Annotated in this window: 16 protein-coding genes and 1 pseudogene; 10 read left to right on the top strand and 7 right to left on the bottom strand. The window is 39.9% G+C overall.

The features are described from left to right. The first annotated feature begins 839 nt into the window (after window positions 1-839). The 3 genes from WKK05_RS00085 (at window position 840) to WKK05_RS00095 (ending at window position 4,547) form a co-directional block, all read left to right on the top strand. Window positions 840-2,138 (top strand): response regulator, encoded by a 1,299-nt coding sequence (locus tag WKK05_RS00085; RefSeq protein ID WP_341527800.1) that lies wholly within the window; start codon window positions 840-842, stop codon window positions 2,136-2,138. A 211-nt stretch (window positions 2,139-2,349) separates the two neighbouring features. Continuing rightward, on the top strand, window positions 2,350-3,501 hold the full coding sequence (locus WKK05_RS00090) for an FIST N-terminal domain-containing protein (RefSeq protein WP_341527801.1): 1,152 nt from the start codon (window positions 2,350-2,352) through the stop codon (window positions 3,499-3,501). 5 nt (window positions 3,502-3,506) lie between these two features. Beyond that, window positions 3,507-4,547 (top strand): ATP-binding protein, encoded by a 1,041-nt coding sequence (locus tag WKK05_RS00095; RefSeq protein ID WP_341527802.1) that lies wholly within the window; start codon window positions 3,507-3,509, stop codon window positions 4,545-4,547. 271 nt (window positions 4,548-4,818) lie between these two features. On the opposite strand, the gene WKK05_RS00100 is transcribed toward WKK05_RS00095, so the two are convergent. The 4 genes and pseudogenes from WKK05_RS00100 to WKK05_RS00115 form a co-directional block, all read right to left on the bottom strand. Next, window positions 4,819-6,381 carry an NAD(P)H-quinone oxidoreductase subunit N gene (locus WKK05_RS00100; RefSeq protein ID WP_341527803.1) on the bottom strand — a complete coding sequence of 521 codons (1,563 nt, stop codon included), beginning with the start codon at window positions 6,379-6,381 and terminating at the stop codon, window positions 4,819-4,821. A 453-nt stretch (window positions 6,382-6,834) separates the two neighbouring features. Then, a complete protein-coding gene (locus WKK05_RS00105) occupies window positions 6,835-7,149 on the bottom strand; it encodes an RNA-binding protein (RefSeq protein WP_341527804.1) in 315 nt (104 codons plus the stop codon). Between the two features lie 227 nt (window positions 7,150-7,376). Next, a pseudogene (locus WKK05_RS00110) lies at window positions 7,377-7,927 on the bottom strand (DUF6745 domain-containing protein); the annotation flags it as partial. Window positions 7,928-8,135: 208 nt separating this feature from the next. Continuing rightward, a complete protein-coding gene (locus WKK05_RS00115) occupies window positions 8,136-8,429 on the bottom strand; it encodes a hypothetical protein (RefSeq protein WP_341527805.1) in 294 nt (97 codons plus the stop codon). 599 nt (window positions 8,430-9,028) lie between these two features. Between WKK05_RS00115 and topA the strand changes: the two genes are divergently transcribed. From topA to WKK05_RS00140, 5 genes are all read left to right on the top strand, one after another. Further along, window positions 9,029-11,707 (top strand): type I DNA topoisomerase, encoded by a 2,679-nt coding sequence (gene topA, locus WKK05_RS00120; protein ID WP_341527806.1) that lies wholly within the window; start codon window positions 9,029-9,031, stop codon window positions 11,705-11,707. Window positions 11,708-12,058: 351 nt separating this feature from the next. Next, the gene (locus tag WKK05_RS00125; protein ID WP_341527807.1) at window positions 12,059-12,196 is read left to right on the top strand and encodes a hypothetical protein; all 138 of its coding nucleotides are present in this window, start codon (window positions 12,059-12,061) and stop codon (window positions 12,194-12,196) included. Between the two features lie 10 nt (window positions 12,197-12,206). After that, entirely contained in the window at window positions 12,207-12,671 is a 465-nt protein-coding gene (aroQ, locus tag WKK05_RS00130; protein WP_341527808.1) for a type II 3-dehydroquinate dehydratase, read from the top strand. A 142-nt stretch (window positions 12,672-12,813) separates the two neighbouring features. Further along, window positions 12,814-13,779: an ADP-ribosylglycohydrolase family protein gene (locus WKK05_RS00135; protein WP_341527809.1), complete on the top strand. Its 966-nt coding sequence runs from the start codon at window positions 12,814-12,816 to the stop codon at window positions 13,777-13,779. Between the two features lie 256 nt (window positions 13,780-14,035). Next, complete coding sequence (locus WKK05_RS00140) at window positions 14,036-16,729, top strand: HD family phosphohydrolase (RefSeq protein WP_341530977.1); 2,694 nt, start codon at window positions 14,036-14,038, stop codon at window positions 16,727-16,729. A gap of 226 nt (window positions 16,730-16,955) precedes the next feature. Here WKK05_RS00140 and WKK05_RS00145 read toward each other — a convergent pair whose 3' ends face one another. Continuing rightward, window positions 16,956-17,612, bottom strand: coding sequence for a TetR family transcriptional regulator (locus WKK05_RS00145; protein WP_341527810.1), 657 nt, complete (start codon window positions 17,610-17,612; stop codon window positions 16,956-16,958). Between the two features lie 341 nt (window positions 17,613-17,953). Between WKK05_RS00145 and WKK05_RS00150 the strand changes: the two genes are divergently transcribed. Next, window positions 17,954-18,907 carry a Rieske 2Fe-2S domain-containing protein gene (locus WKK05_RS00150; RefSeq protein WP_341527811.1) on the top strand — a complete coding sequence of 318 codons (954 nt, stop codon included), beginning with the start codon at window positions 17,954-17,956 and terminating at the stop codon, window positions 18,905-18,907. 150 nt (window positions 18,908-19,057) lie between these two features. Further along, window positions 19,058-19,633 carry a Uma2 family endonuclease gene (locus WKK05_RS00155; protein ID WP_341527812.1) on the top strand — a complete coding sequence of 192 codons (576 nt, stop codon included), beginning with the start codon at window positions 19,058-19,060 and terminating at the stop codon, window positions 19,631-19,633. An 85-nt stretch (window positions 19,634-19,718) separates the two neighbouring features. Here the strand turns inward: WKK05_RS00155 and WKK05_RS00160 are convergent, their stop codons facing one another. Continuing rightward, window positions 19,719-20,954: a DUF445 domain-containing protein gene (locus WKK05_RS00160; RefSeq protein WP_341527813.1), complete on the bottom strand. Its 1,236-nt coding sequence runs from the start codon at window positions 20,952-20,954 to the stop codon at window positions 19,719-19,721. A 98-nt stretch (window positions 20,955-21,052) separates the two neighbouring features. Further along, window positions 21,053-21,748, bottom strand: a complete 696-nt coding sequence (ubiE, locus tag WKK05_RS00165) for a bifunctional demethylmenaquinone methyltransferase/2-methoxy-6-polyprenyl-1,4-benzoquinol methylase UbiE (RefSeq protein ID WP_341527814.1) — start codon at window positions 21,746-21,748, stop codon at window positions 21,053-21,055. Window positions 21,749-21,769: the final 21 nt, after the last annotated feature.

Consider the following 21,769-nt stretch of genomic DNA (forward strand, 5'->3'; position numbering starts at 1 on the left):
CAAGATATCAAATATAGCTTGAATAATGACAAGATTGGAATTGCTATATTGGCTATGCGTCCCGGCAGCTATTTTCCCAATTCTAGGAATTTTGCGGCTTTTGCGAGGAATATGATTTACCGAGATATCGGTGCTTTATGTTGATGCTTACACTGGGACGCAGTGTCTCAATTCAATAATGCCAATAGTCTAGTCAGTCACAATTGTATTATGGAAGGCGTTGTTGTGTAACCAGTGATTGAGAAAACGCATCCAGAAATAGGTAGATCGCTTAAAGTTGATTAGCGATCGCTATCTGCTCTGTAAGGATGGAACTGAACTCCATTATATTCAACTTAGTTAAGGTGGCAACACCTTAACTAAGCTTCTTAAACCGACATAAAGTAGAACAAGTAAGCAGCAGCTAATTGCCAAAATAGGTGATTTTATTAACTCTTAAGCTAATTTATGAGTTTATATATTATTTTTTCTGCAATTTAGGGTGAAACTGTTGCTGTTGTATAGTTTTTGGGAACTATAGGTTTGTCAAACTTGAGTTTCTCACTCACTTTACCTGCAAAATCAAAGTTTTAATGTGAGGGGTTAAACCCCTTACAAACTTACCAGGAGTATCTTGATAATCGCCTAGCATGAATTAGATGAAACTTCTTAGTCATCTTCTAAGCTCTTTTGTAAGAGTAATATCAAAATCGTTTATATTACACCCTTGATTTTCTAGTCCGTGTTTACTAAAAGTATTTCTATAGGATATTTTAACGAAAATTCGTATAACTCAAGAAAAATTTTTCAGCTAACAACAGTAAAAAATTAATTTAGAAGTATGATTCCAAGGAATAAATATGCATAGTATACAAGAAAATAATTTAATATTAGTTGTAGATGACACTAATACAAATTTAGAATATATTTCTCAAGAATTAACAGATGCTGGCTTTGCAATAGTTACTGCACTGAATGGCGAAAAAGCTCTCCAGCAGGTTCAAGATAGACTACCTGATTTGATTTTATTGGATGTAATGATGCCGATACTAGATGGATTTACAACCTGTAAAATCTTAAAAGAGGATTTAGCAACTCGTGATATTCCAGTAATTTTCATGACTGCCAATTCTGACACAGATAGTAAGGTAAAAGGTCTAAGTCTAGGAGCAGTTGATTACATCACAAAACCCTTTCAAAAAGAAGAATTGTTAGCTAGGATTAATACCCATCTTCAACTAAGAAACTTAACAAAAACTTTAGAAAAAAGAGTAGCAGAAAGAACAGCAGCTCTTTCTCAAGCATTGAAAGAACTACAGGAGTCTCAACTACAACTTGTACAAAAAGAAAAAATGTCTGTTCTCGGTCAATTAGTGACAGGAGTTGCTCATGAAATTAATAATCCAGTTGGTTTCATTCGTGGAAATCTAAATCATGCTTCAGGATATTTTCAAGACTTAATTAACTTAGTTGATCTATATCAAAAGTATTATCCTGAAACAGTTTCAGAAATTCAAGAAGAAATTAGCGCAGTTAATTTAGGGTATATACGTTACGATTTGCCTAACTTAATTTCTTCAATGCGAGAGGGTGTTCAGCGTATTCATCATATCAGTACTAGTTTGCGAATTTTTTCAAGGGGAGATAGCGATCGCAAAGTTTACTGTAATATACATGATGGGATTGATAGTACAATTATGATTCTCAAACACCGCATTAAAGCATCAGAGAATCGACCTGAAATTCAAATATTTAAAGATTACGATAACTTACCAGAAATAGAATGCTTTAGTGGACAACTAAACCAAGTATTTATGAATTTGTTAGCTAATGCAATTGATGCTTTAGAAGAGTCTAACATCGGACGTAGTTATTTTGAAATTGAATTTAGTCCCAATCAACTTTTAATTCAAACCAAGCTCAATGAAGATAAAAATTATGTTGTAATTCGCATTAAAGATAATGGAGTGGGAATGTCAGCAGATGTCCAAGCAAAAATATTTGACTATTTATTTACTACTAAACCTGTAGGTCAAGGTACAGGTTTAGGATTATCTATTGCTCGTCAAATTGTTGTCGATAAACATGGAGGAACTCTAGAGGTAAATTCGCTACCTGGAGAAGGTTCAGAGTTTATTATCAAGCTACCCGTTTCATAAACATCACGGCTTTTTTAAAACTAAATACTATTTGTTAAAGCTAATGTTTTAAATTTTATCAATCAAACATTACGTGTACTTAGTATATATTCCTATATCATTTTTAAATATTTAGTGAGTTTTGATATGAAGTTAGTACATAAGTAAATTTATTATCAGATTTAGGGAACTATATAACAGTAGGGGCATAATTCTCTAGATAGATAAATTTATGTTTAAAGCGGTCGTAGCCCACAGTAATGATCCTGAATCTCTAGCAGCAATTGAGGAAGTGCTTCAACAATGCATTAGTTCTCTTGCAGGAGATATTCCACAAGCTGGGATTCTTTTTGCTGCAATTGACTTTGACCATTCCCTTATATTGCAACAAATCCATCAGGCTTTTCCTGGCATTCAATTGATTGGTGGAACAACAGATGGGGAAATTTCTTCCGTTTTAGAGTTTCAGCAAGATTCAATCACCTTAATGTTGTTTTGCTCTGATGAAGTGGAAATTTATGCAGGGGTTGGACGCAAAGTTTCATGCAATCCACTTACCGCGACTAAACAAGCTGTGGAAGAAGCCAAAGTAAAAAGCACAGCAGATCCTCAGCTATGCTTAACTCATCCAGAAAGCCTTACAACTAGCGGTGTAGCTATTTTAGAGGGTTTAAAGTTAGCTTTGGGGCAAAATGTACCAATCTTCGGCGGTTTAGCAGCTGATCAATCAAGATATCAAAATACATATCAGTTTTTTCAAACAGAAGTTTTAAGTGATTCTGTACCAATTTTGCTTTTTTCAGGAAACTTACTATTTTCCTATGGTGTAGCAAGCGGTTGGTACCCGACTGGTCAAAAAAGCAAAGTGACCAAGGTAGACAAAAACATAGTTTATGAAATAGATAGTAAACCTGCTTTAGATTTCTATCATCATTATTTAGGTTTGCTGCCGCCTTCTATAGAATATCCTCTAGCAGTTTTTACTCAAGACTCAGAGAATTTTTATATGAGAGCGCCAATTGCTTACAATCAGGAAACAGGAAGCGTTACATTTTTTACAGATATTACTGAGCAAGCAACTATTCAAATTTCAGAAGCAGCTGTGGAAGATATTTTGGCAGCTTCTCAAGCATCATCTATTACAGCTCTTAATAATTATCCAGGTGTCAAGCCAGAGGCTGCAATATTTTTTTCATGTGTAGCTCGTCGGCAACTACTAGGTACAAAGACACAAGAAGAATATCAGAATGCTAAACAATCTCTTGCTAGTTCTCTACCTATGTGTGGATTCTACTCCTATGGAGAAATTTCTCCTATAGATTTAGTTGGCCAGACCCAATTTCACAACGAAACTTTCGTAACTCTAATTTTGGGAACTAGCTGATAATTATGGAAATTATAGATTGTGAAAAAGAAATTAAAGAACTCAAAAAAGCTAATAGAATTCTCCAAAAGCAATTGCAACGTTCGGAGGCAGATAGAGAAAAGTTAGAAGAGACAAATCAAAAAAAAGAATACTTACTCAGAGCAGTAATTGATGAGCTAAAAGAATCACAGAGTAAGCTAGAGCAAAGAAGTGATGAACTAGAAAAGACGTTGATTAATCTAGAACTAATGCAGGATAAAATGTCTGCTTTAGGAAGTGTTGTTGCAGATGTTGCTCATGAAATTCATAATCCAATTGGTTTTATAGCGTGTAATCTGACTCCAGCTCAAGAGTATATTCATGAATTGTTGTCTCTGGTTGACCTTTATCAACAGAGTTACCCCGAAGCGTCACAAAAAATTCAAGAAAAAATCAAAGTGATTGATTTGGAGTATATACATGATGATCTACCCAAACTCATTTCCTCAATGAAAGAAGGCACAGACCGTATTTCTAATATCAGCAGCAGCTTGCGAATTTTCTCTAGAGGAGATACAGAAAAAAAAGTTTTATTTAACGTTCATGAAGGTATTAACAGTACTCTCGTCATTCTTAAGCATCGTTTGAAAGCAAATAAAACTCGTCCAGCTATTCAGATGATTAAAGATTATGGAGAATTTCCTTTAATAGAATGCTTTAGTGGACAATTAAATCAAGTATTTATGAATTTATTAGCTAATGCAATTGATGCTTTAGAGGAGTCTAATGTAGAACGTAGCTATATTGAAATTCAGGCTAATCCTAATCAGCTTTTAATTCAAACCAAGCTCAGTGAAGATAAAAATTATATCTTAATTCGGATTAAAGATAACGGAGGGGGAATGTCCGCAGACGTTAAAGCAAAAATATTTGACCATTTATTCACCACTAAATCTGTAGGACAAGGTACAGGATTGGGATTATCTATTGCTCGTCAAATTATTGTCAATAAACATGGAGGAACTCTGGAGGTAAATTCAGTACTAGGACAAGGTTCTGAGTTTATTATCAAACTTCCAATTTAAGAATTATATTATATTTAATAATAAATAGTAACTCAGTTGATTTTAACGAAGATTTTCACTTAGGATAAAATCCAGCATTAAATTCTCAGTAGCAAGATATATAAGTAATTACTTGAAAATAATTTAATTAAGCTCTATAACTATGCATTTAAAACTGCTGTATCAAGATTTTTAGCAAGTTTTTAACTTAATTAATACCCGCTCTATCTCTGTTAATAGAGCTAATAGCTATTTGATAAATAGCTATTAGCTCTCATTAAGAAAGTTGTAACTACAGCTCTTCTGGTTGCTTGGTATTAATCGTACTTACCTGATTTTTGTCAAGAATTATCGCTTGTAAAATTGGCGTATGGGAGACGGAGTTGTTAACCAATGTAAACAGCGGATTTGACAAAATTCCAGCTATGGAAGTAGCAATTAAAGTTACCACTAATCCGACCTGCAAAGGTCTTAATCCAGGCAAATTCCAACGCACTTCGGGATAATTTTTCACTACGTCAGACATTTCTTGGGGTTCTTTTACTACCATCATCTTAACTACGCGAATGTAGTAGTAGATGGAGACAACGGTGGTAACTAAACCTAGCAAAACTAACCAGTAAAGGCCTGCCTGCCAACCTGCCCAGAATAAGTAAATCTTGCCAAAAAATCCAGCTAGTGGTGGAATACCACCTAGAGAAAGCAAAGAAACACTTAATCCTAGTGTCAGGAGCGGGTCTTTTTGATACAAGCCGGAGTATTCAGCAATCTGATCAGTTCCCGTTCGCAGGGAGAATAGAATTATGCAGGTGAAGCCGCATAAGTTCATGAACAAGTAAACCAGTAGGTAAAATAGCATACTGGCATACCCTGCCTGCGTACCAGCAATTAAGCCAATCATCACAAACCCAGCTTGGGCAATGGATGAATAAGCTAGCATCCGTTTCATACTAGTTTGTGCCAAGGCAACTACGTTACCCAATATCAAACTAAGAACGGCAAGAGCTGTAAAGACAAACCTCCACTCATCAACAACAAGGGGGAAAGCTGTTGTCAGCAAGCGAATGGCTAGGGCAAATCCGGCGGCTTTGGAACCGACAGACAAAAAGGCAATTACCGGGGTAGGAGCGCCTTCGTAAACGTCTGGTGTCCATTGGTGGAAGGGTGCAGCAGAAATTTTGAAGCCAATACCTGCGATCGCAAACACAAGGGCAATTACCAAACCTAAAGATTGACCGAGCTTAGCTGTGGCTATACCATTAGCGATCGCACTCAGTTCGGTTTGTCCACCCGATAACCCATACAGCAGTGATACCCCATATAAAAATACTGCTGTACTTGAAGCTCCAATCAACAAGTATTTCAGTGCCGCTTCGTTTGAGCGGGGGTCACGCTTGGTATAACCTGTGAGTAAGTAAGAAGAAATACTCAGGGTTTCTAGGGAGATGAAAATCATCACCAACTCACTAGCCCCGGATAAAAACATTCCTCCCAGGGTAGCAGTCATCAAAATAGCGATGAATTCGGCTAAAGCTGTGCCGCTCTGCTCAACGTAGCGAATTGACATCAATATAGTTACAACGGCAGATAAAGCAATGATACCGCGAAAGATAATACTGAGGTCGTCACTGTTAAAGCTACCAGTAAAAGAGATGGGATTAGAAGAATCCCATTGAAAAACTAGGGCGACAATGGAAGCAAGCAAACCTGCGATCGCTAGATATCCAATCCAGCGTGCAGATGAACGCCCCAAAATCAAATCAACAATCAAAACCCCTAAGAGGGTGAGAATAACAATCCCCTCTGGCAAAATCGTTCCAGCATTTAACTGGGATGCAAGATTAGCAAAATCCATGAGATGTATAGGTTTTGGCGATTAGACATTAAGGCTAACTTTGTTCATTCTATCTATTGTTCTTTACCAAAGTTGCATTAATCTTTATGTCTTAAACTGAAAGTCGCTTCTAGTGTAAGCGGATTCAAGAAACAATAGTGGCTCATTCCCACACTAAGCTAATATCCACAGATTAAATTAAATGATCTTGAAGTATGGGGTTTGTAGTTCTCAATTAATAATAGGGCTTACGCGAAAAACACTCTTGCTACAATAAATAGTCTTTTTAGTGACTAAATATTTATAAATAAACCGAGTTTTGACATCTACTGCATGAACCCGGTAATTTTCATAAACCCCACAGTATTTTTACGAGAAATAAGCAGATCAGTTGTTTACTGAACTGCTCATTTTGAGATAATTTTTACTTAGCAAAAGCTGATTATGCCTTTGCCATTTTCAATACATTAAGATTTAATAACGGCGCGAGTATTCACCGCTATTTTTTCCCCAACTACTACCACCGCCAGAGCGAGTACCTTTCTCCTCCCGTGGTCTAGCCTTATTCACTTTTAATACACGTCCCATCCATTCAGCACCATCTAAAGCCTCAATAGCGGCATCTTCTGCGGCTGATGATTCCATTTCTACGAAACCAAAGCCTCTTGCGCGTCCTGTTTCCCTATCTGTAGGTAATTGAACGCGTTTGACAGTACCGTACTCGGAAAATACATTAGTTAGGTCGTCTTGTGTGACGCTGTAGGATAGATTCCCTACGTAGATTGACATGAAACTCTCCAGAATCCATTGATGCAGAGATGTTTATCCAGAGAGCTGCTTGCAATTATTACTAATAACAAGATTCGCATCGCCGAACTCAACTTCTCCAGATTTATCCTACCATAACTTCTTATTTGGCCAAGCCTGCATTCTTGTATTTGTCTTGATGTATGGTACAATGCATAATTTTTTTCTATAGTTAGTATTCTTTTTAGCTTATCGTCATAGTTAAAGAATTAGGTTTGGACTGCAAAGTCCTCTGAATCGATTCCCCAATTTACCCAACGAATAGCTTCACGCGCTGAGTTTGTATTTGGTGAAACTCGCAGGGCGTGAATAAATTTTGTGCTAGGGCAAGTCATTTTTAATAAATAAATTGGCTCTTCATCAACATCCGCATCTATTTTTAATAGAGTATATTCAGCCCAAGCATTTAATTAAATAACTTACAATTATTCGCAAATTCTGGCGTAACCAATGCCTTGAATTAGTACTCGCCGTAGCTCGGCATTTTCTTCTATTAAAAGCCATTGAGGTTGCCATTTCTCAGGGTGGACTTTACCATATTTTTCAGGCAGGGTTACACCGTGATAGGAGTAGAGACTAAATCCATCGACGTACTCTATTGCAGGTTCGCCTTCAGCATGGAGGCGATTTTGATTATCAAAGCGGAGGTGAAGCGGACAATCGCAGATAATTGCTACTTTTTCAAAAGCAAAAATCCAGCATATTCTATAATCAATGATTGATAATGCTGGAATTTTTTCACATCATAATTAAAATTTAATACTCTAAAAGAAAAATCTAATACACTACTTGATGTAGCCTTTCTATCTGATTGCCAGCATTTATCATAAACGTCCGTTATATAAGATTCTAAACGTGTTTTTAGAGAAGCCCTTAATCGCTTTTCAATCCGCTCAGTTGAAAGCGCGATCGCTCTCCACTTCTGGCGATAAACTGGAATCAAAGCCTCCTGCTCAGACGTTAGCTTGTCAATCAGCAACATATCGCCAACCTTCAGGCTCATATTCCCGCTGAATTTTCACTAACCAGTTACCTTGGGGAATAGGAATAGCCTGATGTCCTTCATGGGCAAGCAACGCTATTTCTGAAAACACACGCAGATAGAGTGTGCTATCTTTTTCGTATAATTCAGCTTTTCCCTCAGTAATCTGATGTTTATGCCCCGTAACTTCGCCTTTTGCCAAAATTAGATGAGGTATTTTTTGTCCTTTAACTTCCTGCACAGGTAGTAAGATAACATCACCTTGACGAATTGCTTGCATAGTTTTGCCTCAAGCGAATAGGTACAAACCCCACTTCGCTTTTACTCTCAAGTTTGGTTTAATTTTGGCACAACCTCTTTGAGAGTGAAAGAGTGAGAAAGTGAGGAGATGGAGGAGTAGACAAGCAGAGAGTAGAGAAAGTCATCAGCTAATGAGCATTCAAATTGCATCGAAATCAGGGCTGTACTGCTTCGCAAAACCCGTAAGGTAGCCCTTTCTACGAGCCATCATCCTGAAAAAATGAATGACGATTAGCTTATGGCAACAGAATTATTCTTGTTTGCACATCTCCACTCATGCCCTCTTGTCAATTACAAAAGTTATGGTTGTATTACACTTCAGGGATATTTTGAAAACTGTAGTCGCCAATTATGCGTTAGATAAGTTAAAGATTGAAATAGCTGGAAATTCATACCCAGCGTTCCGCCACCCGATTGTCTGGGAAGGACTTTGCCCAAAGTGAGCGGAGTTTTGCCCTACAGGGTATTTTGTGTGAGGATGAAATCACAGCCCTTAGCGTGACGTTTATCTTGACATTTCGCTGAAATTAACTCAATTTGGCTCTTTAGCTTAGCAGCTATTTTTTTCTTAAAATTTCCATGTCAACTCTCGTCATCGTCGAATCTCCAACCAAAGCTCGTACCATTCGCAACTACCTGCCAAAAGACTATCGGGTGGAAGCCTCTATGGGTCATGTCCGTGACCTTCCCCAGTCAGCCAGTGAAATTCCCGCTAATATTAAAGGGGAAGCATGGGCGCAGCTTGGGGTAAATGTAGAAGCCGACTTTGAACCGGTGTATGTCGTCCCAAAAGACAAAAAGAAAATTGTCACCCAACTGAAAGATGCACTAAAAGATGTAGATGAACTAATCCTGGCAACGGACGAAGACCGAGAAGGTGAAAGCATCAGCTGGCATTTATACCAGTTGCTGAAGCCCAAAGTTCCGACCAAGCGGATGGTATTTCATGAAATTACCCAAGAGGCTATTAAAAAAGCTTTAAAAAACTGCCGCAATATTGATGAGCAGTTGGTTCGCGCCCAAGAAACACGACGGATTTTAGATAGACTGGTTGGCTATACCCTGTCTCCCCTGCTGTGGAAAAAAATTGCCTGGGGATTGTCTGCTGGACGGGTGCAATCTGTAGCCGTGCGGCTTTTGGTCACGAAAGAACGTCAGCGCCGCGCTTTCCACGAAGGTACTTATTGGGACTTGAAAGCTAATTTAGAGCAGCAAAAAAGCCCCTTTAATTCGCAGTTAGTAACCCTAGCAAAGACAAAAGTCGCAACTGGTAGCGATTTCGACCCTGCAACTGGACAAATTGTCGCTGGTCGCAATGTCGTGTTGCTCTCAGAAGAGGATGCAGTAGCCCTCAAGGAACGCCTCAATGGTAAACCTTGGAATGTCACAGATGTGGAGGAACGTCCAGTGACGCGCAAGCCTGCACCACCCTTTACAACTTCGACACTGCAACAAGAATCTAACCGAAAACTGCGTCTTTCTGCACGAGACACAATGCGGATTGCCCAAAATTTGTACGAGCAGGGCTACATTACCTATATGCGTACAGATTCAGTGCATTTATCAGAGCAGGCGATCGCAGCTGCCCGTAGTTGTGTAGAAAAGCTTTACGGTCAACAATACCTTAGCCCTCAACCTAGACAATACACTACTAAATCTAAAGGCGCACAAGAGGCACACGAAGCAATTCGACCAGCAGGTAGCACCTTTCGTACACCCCAAGAAACTGGCTTAAGCGGTCGGGAACTTGCCGTTTATGATTTGATTTGGAAGCGTACTGTCGCCAGCCAAATGGCTGATTCTCGACAAACTCAAGTTACTGTACAATTGCAAGTCGAAGACGCCGGATTTCGTTCCTCTGGTAAGCGCATCGACTTTCCAGGATATCTACGCGCCTACGTTGAAGGTTCAGACGATCCAGAAGCAGCACTCGAAGACCAGGAAGTCATTTTACCTGCACTTAAAGTAGGCGATCATCCAAATTGTACCAATCTAGAAGCAGTTGGTCATGAAACCCAACCACCAGCCCGGTACACTGAAGCTACCCTAGTGAAAACTTTGGAAAGCGAAGGCATTGGTCGTCCTAGTACCTACGCCAGCATCATCGGCACAATTATCGACAAGGGTTATGCCCAATTGGTGAGTAATGCTCTGATTCCCACCTTCACAGCCTTTGCCGTTACCGATTTATTAGAAAAACACTTCCCGGACATTGTTGATCCCAGCTTTACCTCCAAAATGGAGCAAACTCTCGATGACATTGCTGACGGCGAAGCTGCTTGGCTACCGTACTTACGGGAATTTTATTTGGGTGACAAAGGTTTGGAAACCTTAGTTAAGGAACGGGAAAATCTAATTGATGCCAACAAAGCTAGAACAGTAGAACTGGAAAATTTAAATGCCAAAGTTCGTATTGGTAAATATGGCCCTTACATCGAAGTTGAAAATGGTGAGGGTGTTGTTACCGCTTCTATTCCCAAAGACCTAACACCAGCTGACCTTGACCCGAAACAAGTAGAAACTCTACTACGACAAAAAACCACTGGCCCTGACCAACTTGGTCGCCATCCCGAAACAGGTGAACCGATTTACGTAAAAATCGGCACTTATGGCCCATACGTTCAGTTGGGTGACAAGTCTGATGAAAACCCCAAACCCAAACAAGCTTCTTTACTCAAAGGCGTCACCCCAGAAACTGTAACTCTGGATATGGCTGTCGGTTTATTAGCATTGCCCCGGACGCTGGGAACCCATCCAGGCACTGGTGGCAAAATCCAAGCAAGTCTAGGACGCTTCGGCCCTTATGTCGTTCATGACCAAGGGAAAGAAGGGAAAGACTATCGATCGCTTAAAGCTGCTGATAATGTATTGACAATTTCTCTAGAACGTGCATTAGAGTTGTTGTCTGAGCCGAAAAAGGGACGCAGCTCAACTAACAGCAAGTCGAAAGCAGCGTTACGCGAATTGGGTAAGCACCCAGACGATGACGAACCAGTTAATATCTACGATGGCCCTTATGGCCCTTACATCAAGCATAGTAAAACTAATGTAAGTATCCCAGAAGGACAATCAGTGGAAGATATAACACTATCGGCGGCACTGACATTGCTGGCAGCTAAAGCATCAACAACGAAATCTACTCGCAAAACAACAAGTAAATCAACGAGTTCAAGAACCAAGTCAACCACAAGGTCAACAACCAAATCAACCGCTAAGTCATCAAAATCTGTAGCGAAAAAAAATGACGCAGAAGACTAGTACTGCTTTACAGACTCCAAAGTCCAAAGTCCAAGTATATGATTTTGTCTCTTGTACAGACGCGTAGACGCTCAAAGAGCGGCTTATCGTAAGAGTATAATCGCGTCTGTAGTGGCTGACCCTTGACTCTTAAACCTACATACCCATCCTTGGTAGGATGCAGCTTGATAGGTTACTAGTGTGATACTCTAAAGAGTAAGGGAAAACACAAAACCAAATTTTAAAATGGCATATGCCGTCGAAATTTAGATGTGTATCAGCCCGTTCGGAAGCAAAAGGTGCGAAAAGACGCTATTTTCTGCGTAAGTGTGAATCAAAAATTGAGGTAGTATCTCAGGAGCGATCAGTTCAATGGACTATATAGAAAAGGTACTGGAAAAGCTTAAAGAATTAGCACGTAAGCTAATTGACAGCCTTTTAGGGCCAGAGGCGGAGCCGGAACCGGAACTGATTCCGATTCCTGTAAACGAGCGATCGCGCCGTCGCTAGTAGCCCAAACGTGCTGAACTCTAATTCGCAAACCCTAAGCATCCTAGCACTACATGGGCCAAACTTAAATTTGCTAGGACAGAGAGAACCCGGAATTTATGGTTCTTTGACTTTACCGGAAATTAACCGCCTGTTAGAAGAAGAAGGGGTAAAGTTACAGGCGAAACTATTTCCTGTGCAGTCAAATCATGAAGGGGTTTTGGTAGATACTATTCATGGAGCTTTAGGAAAACATCAGGGAATTCTGATTAATGCAGGCGCTTATACACACACAAGTGTGGCATTGCGTGATGCGATCGCTGCTGTTAACTTGCCTACAGTAGAAGTACATCTGAGTAACATTTACCGCAGAGAAGATTTTCGTCATCATTCGTACATCGCTCCAGTTGCTATTGGGCAAATAAGTGGTTTTGGCGTCCAAAGTTACTTATTGGGCTTACAAGCCTTAGTGGATTATTTAAGAGTTACGAATTAGAAGTTAGGAGATACAGAGAAGTCTGAGCGGAGGAAGTCTCTGCTCAGAACTTTAGACAGGCAGGAGTTAGGATTCAAAATAGTAATAAGTTGTTTTTAATTAACTTATCACTCCTAACTTGTCACCCTTAACTTTATAATTCATGCGTTACTCTCTTATAAGTCGGTTTAGAGGCACTTTACTAGGGGCATTCGTAGGGGAAAGTTTAGCCTCAACTAATCAAACTAAGTCTCATTGCCCAGATTTAGGTAACATGGCTGTTCTGGTTACTGAAAGTTTGATAAAGCTTGGCAGATTAGATTTAAATGATTGGATAGCGCGTCAGCCTCAAGAATCTCTTCATTTAGAAGCAGATGACGCTGTTTCAATAAAAGTAATTCTTGCCACATTACCAGTGGCACTTTTTTTTCACGAAAATCCCATCAAACTGCGACAAAATTTGCTAGCTGTGGTGCAAATCTGGGGAAATGACCCAATTGTTCGAGATGGAACACTAGCTATAGGTTATGCAATCACTCAATCCCTAACTGAAAAACTTGATCCTCTAACCCTTATCCCTCAAATAATTTCTTTTCTTGGAGAAACCCCAACATCAATACCAAAACAATTGTTAAAAGTGCATAAATTGGTAAATCAAGGGGCTGGATTGGAAAAGGCGCAAGCTGAGTTGAATAAGGAAGAAAAGCTAAGTAACAATATTGCTATAGCATTTTATTGCTTTCTCAGTACTTTAGAAGACTTTCGCCTTGCAGTTTTACGGGCTACTCTTAATGGCGATTCCAAAGTCGAAGATGATGCTATTCGGGCGTCAAAATATTTAAGTTTACAAGCTACAGGTACAATCACTGGCGCTTTATCAGGAGCATATAACACCACACAGGGTATTCCTGTAAATTTGCGTGTCTTACTCTCACAAGCAAATTCTACAGTATGGGGACTGACGGACTTTTCTCAGATGCTAAAATTAGCTGATGCACTTGTGACTGTGTGGTCAGGAGTGTATAGTACCACTGTAGATCCAGATGAATTAAAAGAGGCATCTGCCATGAATTCTGAAATAGCTCCGCTTTCAGTCTACGCAGCTCCACGCGTTATCCGGTCGCGTTAATACTATTTTTAATAAAAAATAGTGCGGGGGCAAAAAGCTCAATACCACCAATTTATCTAGCAACTACAAAATTTACAGTTTCATATACTACAATTTTTCAGCAAATCCTTGACCTGAGTCTGTAGATAGCTATTGTGGCAAACAGGCTTCAATCAGTTCCCGCCCCCAGAGTTGTGAGAAAGGCAGCCAGAGAGCGGACATTTTTGGGGATTGTCTTGTTTTGAGCTATCAAAGTCAGCAACCGCAGGCAAAGGTGATAAAAATGCAGCAATTTTTGCAGTCTTTGATCCAGCAATTAACTTACTGGCGGCGACAGTACAAAGCATTACGCCGTAAAGGAAAGTTGCTTGGGAGAGCAAAAAGACCAAAAGGCAAAAGGTTAAGAGGTGAAATATTAAGGGCTGTAATTAAGCAAATATTCCTGTATTTATTAAAACCCAGTGAAAATGGCAAGCATCGAAAACAAGGAACAGCCATAGCATCAATGGCGAAATCAGTCAAAACTAATAGTGGCATTTATGCAATCGGTTTAGGCTGGTTACATGAAAAACGTTCCTCTGCCATTTTAGCGATCGCCATAATAGCTCTTACAGGCATTCTTGGACATAAATTATATAACCAGCCTCAGCTCAAAGTAGGAACTCCAGCGCCACAAACAATTAAAGCACCCTATACAGCCAGCATCGAAGATAAGAAAAAAACAGAAGCCCAACGCAAAGCTGTTAGTGGAAGATCCATCCCGGTTTTAATGATTGATACTCAAATCAACGAAAAAATCGACCAAAATTTGCAAAAACTTCTGGATGATGGTGATGAAATTCGTACTGTAGCCGGATCTTTTCCTTTCTTTGACACTTTAGTTTTGCCCATCTCTATCCAGCGTTACCTCCGCTCTTGCTCAGAGCCAGAATGGCAAGCACTTTTAGTAGCTGTAGAAAACACTAGAAACCAGCAAAGAAAAGCAGCAGGACAGCGTATTTTAGTTCCATCTGCTTACCCTTTGTTTCCTCCGCCATTAACAATTCCTAGCCTACTCAAATCTGATTCTCAAAGTACTAAAGTAGCTCCAGATGAGCCAAAACCAATAGATTTTCCCCAAAATGCTAACTTTACTTCAGCAGTCGCGGAACTAGCAGCATACCGTAATACGACTTCTGAGAAAAACTTGTCCTCACTAATTACTCGAATCTCTCAAGTACGCCAAAAATATACCCAAGCCAATACAAAACTTTTGCAGATGGAGACTGCTAGACCAGAAACCGTATTTGAAGGAACTATGCTTTTGGACTTGTCAGATGAGGAGTGGGCAAAAACACAAACGGGAATCCATGAAACTGCGGAGCGAATTCTTACCCAAGGCATCCCACTTGGACTACCAAAAAATGTTTTACAAGATGCCGTTAGCCTACAAGTACAGTGGTTTGTACCAAAAGACGCTGAACCCTTAGCAATCAAAGTCTTATCGGCTGTACTTCAACCGAATCTAAAGAATGATCAAGAACAGACTGAACAACAGGCTCAAAAGGCGGCTGATGGGGTGACACCTGTGATGCGGAAGGTGCGGTATGGTGAGGCGATTGTCAATCAAGGAGAGCAAATTACTGCCTGGAACTTTGAGGTGTTGGAGTATTATCACCTGATTCGCCGGGAAGTTAACTGGCTGGGTTTAGCGAAGTTAGGGGGAATTGTTACAGTCGCAGTTGGTATTTTTGTCTGGGTAGAACACAGGGTTAATACTCAATTACGACAACGCGATCGCTTTTTGGTGTTGCTGCTTACCCTAAGTACCCCAGGAATGGTAATCATGGGAGTGCCATACAGTACTTGGAGCGCCATTGGTATCTTGTTGGGTAGCTTCTACGGCGCGGCTTCGGGCGTGACAGTTGTCAGCTTATTGTTGGTTTTAGTCGGAATTAGCTTAGAAATCAATCCAATTGGGCTTTTAGCTGGTGCAGCTGGAGGAATATTAGGTAGCTGCATGGCACAACGATTGCGATCGCGCGAAGAATTAGCATTATTAGGGATTGCCATTGCTTTAACCCAAGGAGGCATTTATCTAATTGTTAATCTTTTAATCGGTGAAGCATTTGGTTCAAATTGGTACATTGTCTTACAAGAAGCGGCATTATATGCTTTATCCGGCTTAGCCTGGAGTGTTGTTGCACTAGGTTTAAGTCCTTATTTGGAAAAACTTTTTGATTTAGTTACCCCAATCCGTCTAGCAGAACTGGCGAACCCTAACCGCCCCTTATTAAAAAGACTCGCTACAGAAACTCCCGGAACGTTTCAACATACTTTGTTTGTGTCCACCCTTGCCGAAGCCGCTGCCAAACAACTAGGATGCAATGTCGAACTGGTAAGAGCTGGTACGCTGTATCACGATATTGGTAAAATGCACGACCCTTTGGGCTTTATTGAAAATCAAATGGGCGGGCCGAATAAGCATGATACAGAAATTAACGACCCTTGGAAAAGTGCGGAAATTATTAAAAAGCACGTTATTGAAGGGTTAGTAATGGCGCGAAAGCACCTTTTGCCTACAGCTATTCAAGCCTTTATTCCTGAGCATCAAGGAACGATGCTGATTGCATATTTCTATCACCAAGCCCAGCAAATGGTGCAGGCAGACCCCAGCCTTACATTAGACGAGGCAGATTTTCGCTACGATGGCCCAATTCCGCAGTCACGAGAAACAGCAATTGTTATGTTGGCAGATTCCTGCGAGGCGGCGCTGCGATCACTTAAAGACGTCTCCCCAGAACAAGCCTTAACAATGCTTAACAACATTCTCCGAGCTAGATGGCAAGACAATCAAATGGTAGATTCGGGGATAACACGCGAAGAGATGACAAAAATAGCCCAAATCTTCGTAGAAGTTTGGCAACAATTCCATCACAAACGTATTGCTTATCCTAAGTTACAGGCTAGTAATACTGCACGGAATTCGTAATTTTATATAGCAAGTATTTCGTTGATTTAGAATAGTTGCTTTACCTAAGCTGATTATGCGTGCGATCGCTTAGTTGGTAATAATCTTGTTAAGAGTTTTTTTTGAGGTGCGACCAGAATTTCCCTAGATATTATGTTTAGAGTGTCCAAATAAACCAATACTGAGGATTCAGTAAGGGCATTATTTGCCCTTTGTTACCACGATAAAGTTTTTCGATATTCAATTCCTAATCCCCAATACATCGTACTCCAGCCAAAATAAAATTAACTGCTGCTTGAGTATGCAGATCAATCATTTCTGGACTCAGCAATTGCAAATCAGGTCTAGTATGTTTGATGTTTTCGTAAGCGTTGAAGTATAAATTACAAACTCCAATAATATGGAGAGTAGTGAGAAATGGGTCAAGTTGGCGGAAGCAACCCTCTGCCATTCCCCGTTCTAAAATCTTGATCAGATACGCAAAATTTTCTTGCCAATTCCCCTGTTTGAAATATTTTCCCTGATTTTGGTTTGCTTCTTGAAACCAAAGCATTCCCCGTTGCGGGTGAGCAGCTTCGTAGGCGATCGCCTCCTTCACCAATATCTTCAAAGCTTCCTCTGGTGGGAACTGATCCAAATTTAGCTGTTGAAACCCTTCGTGCATCTCTACTACAGGGCGTTGCAGAACAGCTTGATATAGTCCTTCTTTGTTGTCAAAGTAGTAGTAAATCATCGCTGTAGTGACACCTGCACCTTTAGCGATCGCCTCTGTCCGCGCCCCGCTGAGTCCATATCTGGCGAATTCTGCTTCTGCCGCATCTAGAATCTGCGTTTTTGTCGCCTCTGCATCGCGCACCTGACGCAGTTTTTTAGATGAAAGTTTTGACTGTGTTGAACGGCCCACGGTTATCCATCAAACTAACGAGAACATCTTAACTAAAAAATTGATTAGTAGTTGACATAGAGAATAAAATTGATTAAATTGATAACTAACTAATTTTTTAGTTAGTTATCTAATAATTTAGCCATTTAGTAGCCGAAGCTAGCTGAGAAAATACTCGGTAGTTTTAGTTCGTTCATTGCAGATAATACTTTAGTTATTCCAATTTGAAATCAACTGGTTATCTTCGGCAAGCAACACGAGCTTACTAGCAAAAAATTTTATATGGGAATATTGCGTGAAGTTTTACTAACGCAATATATCAACCTTTAAAGAAACACTTTCAAAAATAACTTGGAGGAAAAATGGAACCAATTTTACCTGGTGCACCTTGGTTAATTGCTCACAAGTCAATGTTAGGAATAAATAGACCCAATAAAATTACTTTAAATGGGATAGATTATGTTATTTGGCAAAACCAAAAAGGTGAAGTGTTTGCGCTTGATAACATCTGTCCACATATGCAAGCGCCCTTATCTAATGGCTGGGTTTGTCAACAGAAAAATACTATTATCTGCCCTTTTCATGCTTTAGAGTTTGATGGGCAAGGTAGACTATACCAAGATAAAAAAGCAGAAAACCAACCAATTACCAAGCCATTAGAGCTAATTGTTAATAATGATTGTATCTGGACGTATGCAGGCTTGGAGCCAAGATTACCCATTCCAGATTTACATCAGAGAATTGTAGATGAATACGAATTTATAGGTGTTACTGGAGAAAAAAGTATTCGAGGTGATTTTCTGAGTAACTTGATGGTTAACTACGACTATAATCACCAAAATGGTACTCATAAAGAACTATTTCAAATCACATCTTGTAGTGTCAGGTCTTTTGAAGAAAAAGGATACTACGCCAAAGTAAAGCAAGAGGTTAAAAGAGCTAACAATACTCTAGGGGAACTTATCAAAAATCCTGCTTTAGGAATTATTCCTAAGACTCTCGATAACACACTTGAATACGCTTTTCCTTCAACTACAGCTCTGTTTGCAAAATCTCCTATCGGCAGTATTGTTCAAATTCATATTCTCTACCCGGAAACAGAAAAAGTGACGAAGACATTTATTCTGTTTTATGCCAAAGTCATCAATCCTTTAATGAAAATTATCTTTAGAAACTCCTTTTTACAAGCGGCAGCTACCATTGTAGAACAAGATACTAGTGCAGTTGAAAGTTTGTATCCTCGGCAAAAACCAAAAATTAGATTGCCAAATGAAGAGATTATGTTTTATGCGGAAAAACTTTATCGCAATTGGTAAATTTGTACTTTTATAATACTACAGGGTTTTGAAATATTTTCTGATAACTGTTTAGTAAATAGCTCTATAGTAAGCACAAAAATTATTAGATGGTTGACCTAGTATGTTAACTCAGTGTTACGCTACAGTTAGCAAGCTTGAGAGGCAACTATGACTGCCCTTATTCTAACCCTCAGCCCCACCATTGAATTAACAGATGAGCAATTCTTTCAACTCTGTCAGAATAATCGAGATTTGCGACTTGAGCGCACGGCAGAGGGAGAATTAATTATCATGCCACCAACTGGATGGGAAAGCGGAAATCGCAATAGTAGACTGACACAGCGCTTAGGTAATTGGGCTGACGCGGATGGCACAGGTTTGGCTTTTGACTCTTCAACGGGTTTCAAGCTTCCCAATGGTGCAAATCGTTCTCCTGATGCGTCTTGGGTAAGCCGGGAACGATTAGAAGCCCTAAACCCAGATCCTGCTAGATTCTTACCAATGGCTCCAGATTTTGCGGTAGAATTACGCTCTGCTTCAGACAGCTTAAAGACTGTGCAACAAAAAATGCAGGAATATATTGTTAACGGTGTACGTTTAGGCTGGCTGATTGATCCTCAAAATCAAAGAGTAGAAATTTACCGCCCTGGGCAGGAGGTCGAGGTTCTACAATCGCCTACTAGTCTATTAGGAGAGAACGTACTACCAGGGTTTGTGTTGGATTTAGCACATATTTTGAGTTAAATATTGGTTAATTTAACTTAGTCCAAAATCTGGATAATTTTCAACTATAACTTGATAATTAATATATATGTAGGTAGTAAAAAAATTACCGCTGACTAAATATCAGAAACGCTGTCTGGAATAAACCTACGATACAACCCAAAATACCGCCTAGAGTTACAATAGCCTGCAATTCACTTTGCACGATTCCTTCAATTGCTGCTTCTAAATCAGCAGGTGAAGTCGATTTTACACGGTCAACTATCACTTGATCTATTGACAAAATCGGAATCGCTTGTGCCATAATCGCTTCTAAATCTTTTTCTAAATACCGATCTAAAATTAGAGCCAACTCTTCACTTACAACTTCTAAAGAAGTACTTACAACAGGTGAACTACTAAGACGATCCAACAGCACTACAGCAATATTTTCCCAGTCAATAGAATCAGTTAATCCTTGCAGAAAATCGCTACCACTTGTTTGTAAGTAATGGCGAACACTTTCACGTGTGGTTTTTCGCAGTTGGCGTACTGTTCCCATTGGCAAATTTTGTAATGATAAATTTTGCAGCAACTTCTTGAGGCGATCGCGTATTTGCAACTCTTGAATTAATTCCTGCAAGCGATTGTTAGTAACCTCTTTCTCATCTAAGCAAAAAGTTCGCAATCTCGTAAGAGTATTACGTAAGCCGAACAAATTTGCTACTACCCAATAAGTACCACTAGTTTTTTCTCGAAAGCTTTCATCAACAATCTGAATTGTGCGATCAGTTAAAAAATCAACTATTGTCTGTCGCAGTGTATCTGGGGGGAGAACTACCTGCAATAACCAATCAGCCAGCCGTATAGATTGTTCTTCACTCAGTTGAAACTCTAGCAACACCTGGTCAAAAATTTGATTTATTTGTACTTCTAAAAAGTCTTCGCGCCGCGCCAAAACTTTGAGCAACCGTGGCAAAGATTCCCCTAATAAATCCCGCAAAATTCCCGCCACAATTTTGGCACTTTTTTGATTGTTATCTGTTTTGATTTGTTCAATTGCTAGCTGCAACAGCCAGAGAATCGCTGCTTGTACCCGTTCTGTTTGCAACAAGCGGCGTGCCAAATTCTGCAATTCTTCTGGCGTCAGCAACGACCCCATAATTGTACTAGAAATTTTCTCAGCCAGGCGTTCCTGGTTGCGTGGAATTAATCCAGGGGTAAACGGTACTCTTTTCCCACCGATATAAATTGCTCGGTACGGACGAAATAACATTTTTATGGCTATATCGTTTGTGAAATAGCCAATAATTCCACCCAGCACTGGGGGAGATACATAGAGCCAAAAATGTGACCAATCCAAGGGAAAAATAAGAAAGTTAGGAAGTTAAGAGCTAGGAATGAAGAATCATGAATTATGAACAATAAATTAAGAATTCATCACTCTTAATTCCTAACTCATCACTCATTTTTCTCGACTACCAGCACTCCCATCATACCGTTCGCGATGGGGTAGTGTGTGACAACTGCAAAACCAACCTGATGAGCTAACTCTACTTGCTCTTTCCCAACAGGAAAACGATCCAAGCTGGGACTGATGTAAGCATATTCTTCCTTTAAACCCAAATGATTGGCAACTGGCACAACAAAATTATTCAGATACCATTGTTGAAAAGTGCGTAGCTGAGGATTGCTAGGTCGATGAAAATCTAAAATAGCGGCTTTAGCTCCTGGCTTAAGCACACGATATAACTCCTGAAGACTACGGCTAATATCTGTAACATTTCTTAAACCATAGCCCATTGTTGCAGCATCAAATTGGTTATCTTCAAAGGGTAAATTTAGGGCATCTGCTTCTACCCAAACGATCGCAGGTTGAGGGTACTGCTTTTTTGAGCGTTCTTTGGCGGTTTCTAACAGATTTGGGGAGAAGTCTACTCCGTACACCTGTCCGGTTGTTCCTACGCGCCGCGCCAAACGTAAGGCTAAATCGCCACTACCGCAACACAAATCCAGGCAAGTATCTCCTGGTTTCGCGGCACTCCATTTAACTGCCATTTCCTTCCATATTCGGTGCTGCCCTAAACTTAACCAGTCGTTCAACTGGTCATAAACTGGAGCGATGCGGTTAAAAATGGCTTGAATTTCGTTAGTCATTGGTCATTTGTCATTTGTCAT

Source organism: Nostoc sp. UHCC 0302 (assembly GCF_038096175.1).
Taxonomy (GTDB): domain Bacteria; phylum Cyanobacteriota; class Cyanobacteriia; order Cyanobacteriales; family Nostocaceae; genus UHCC-0302.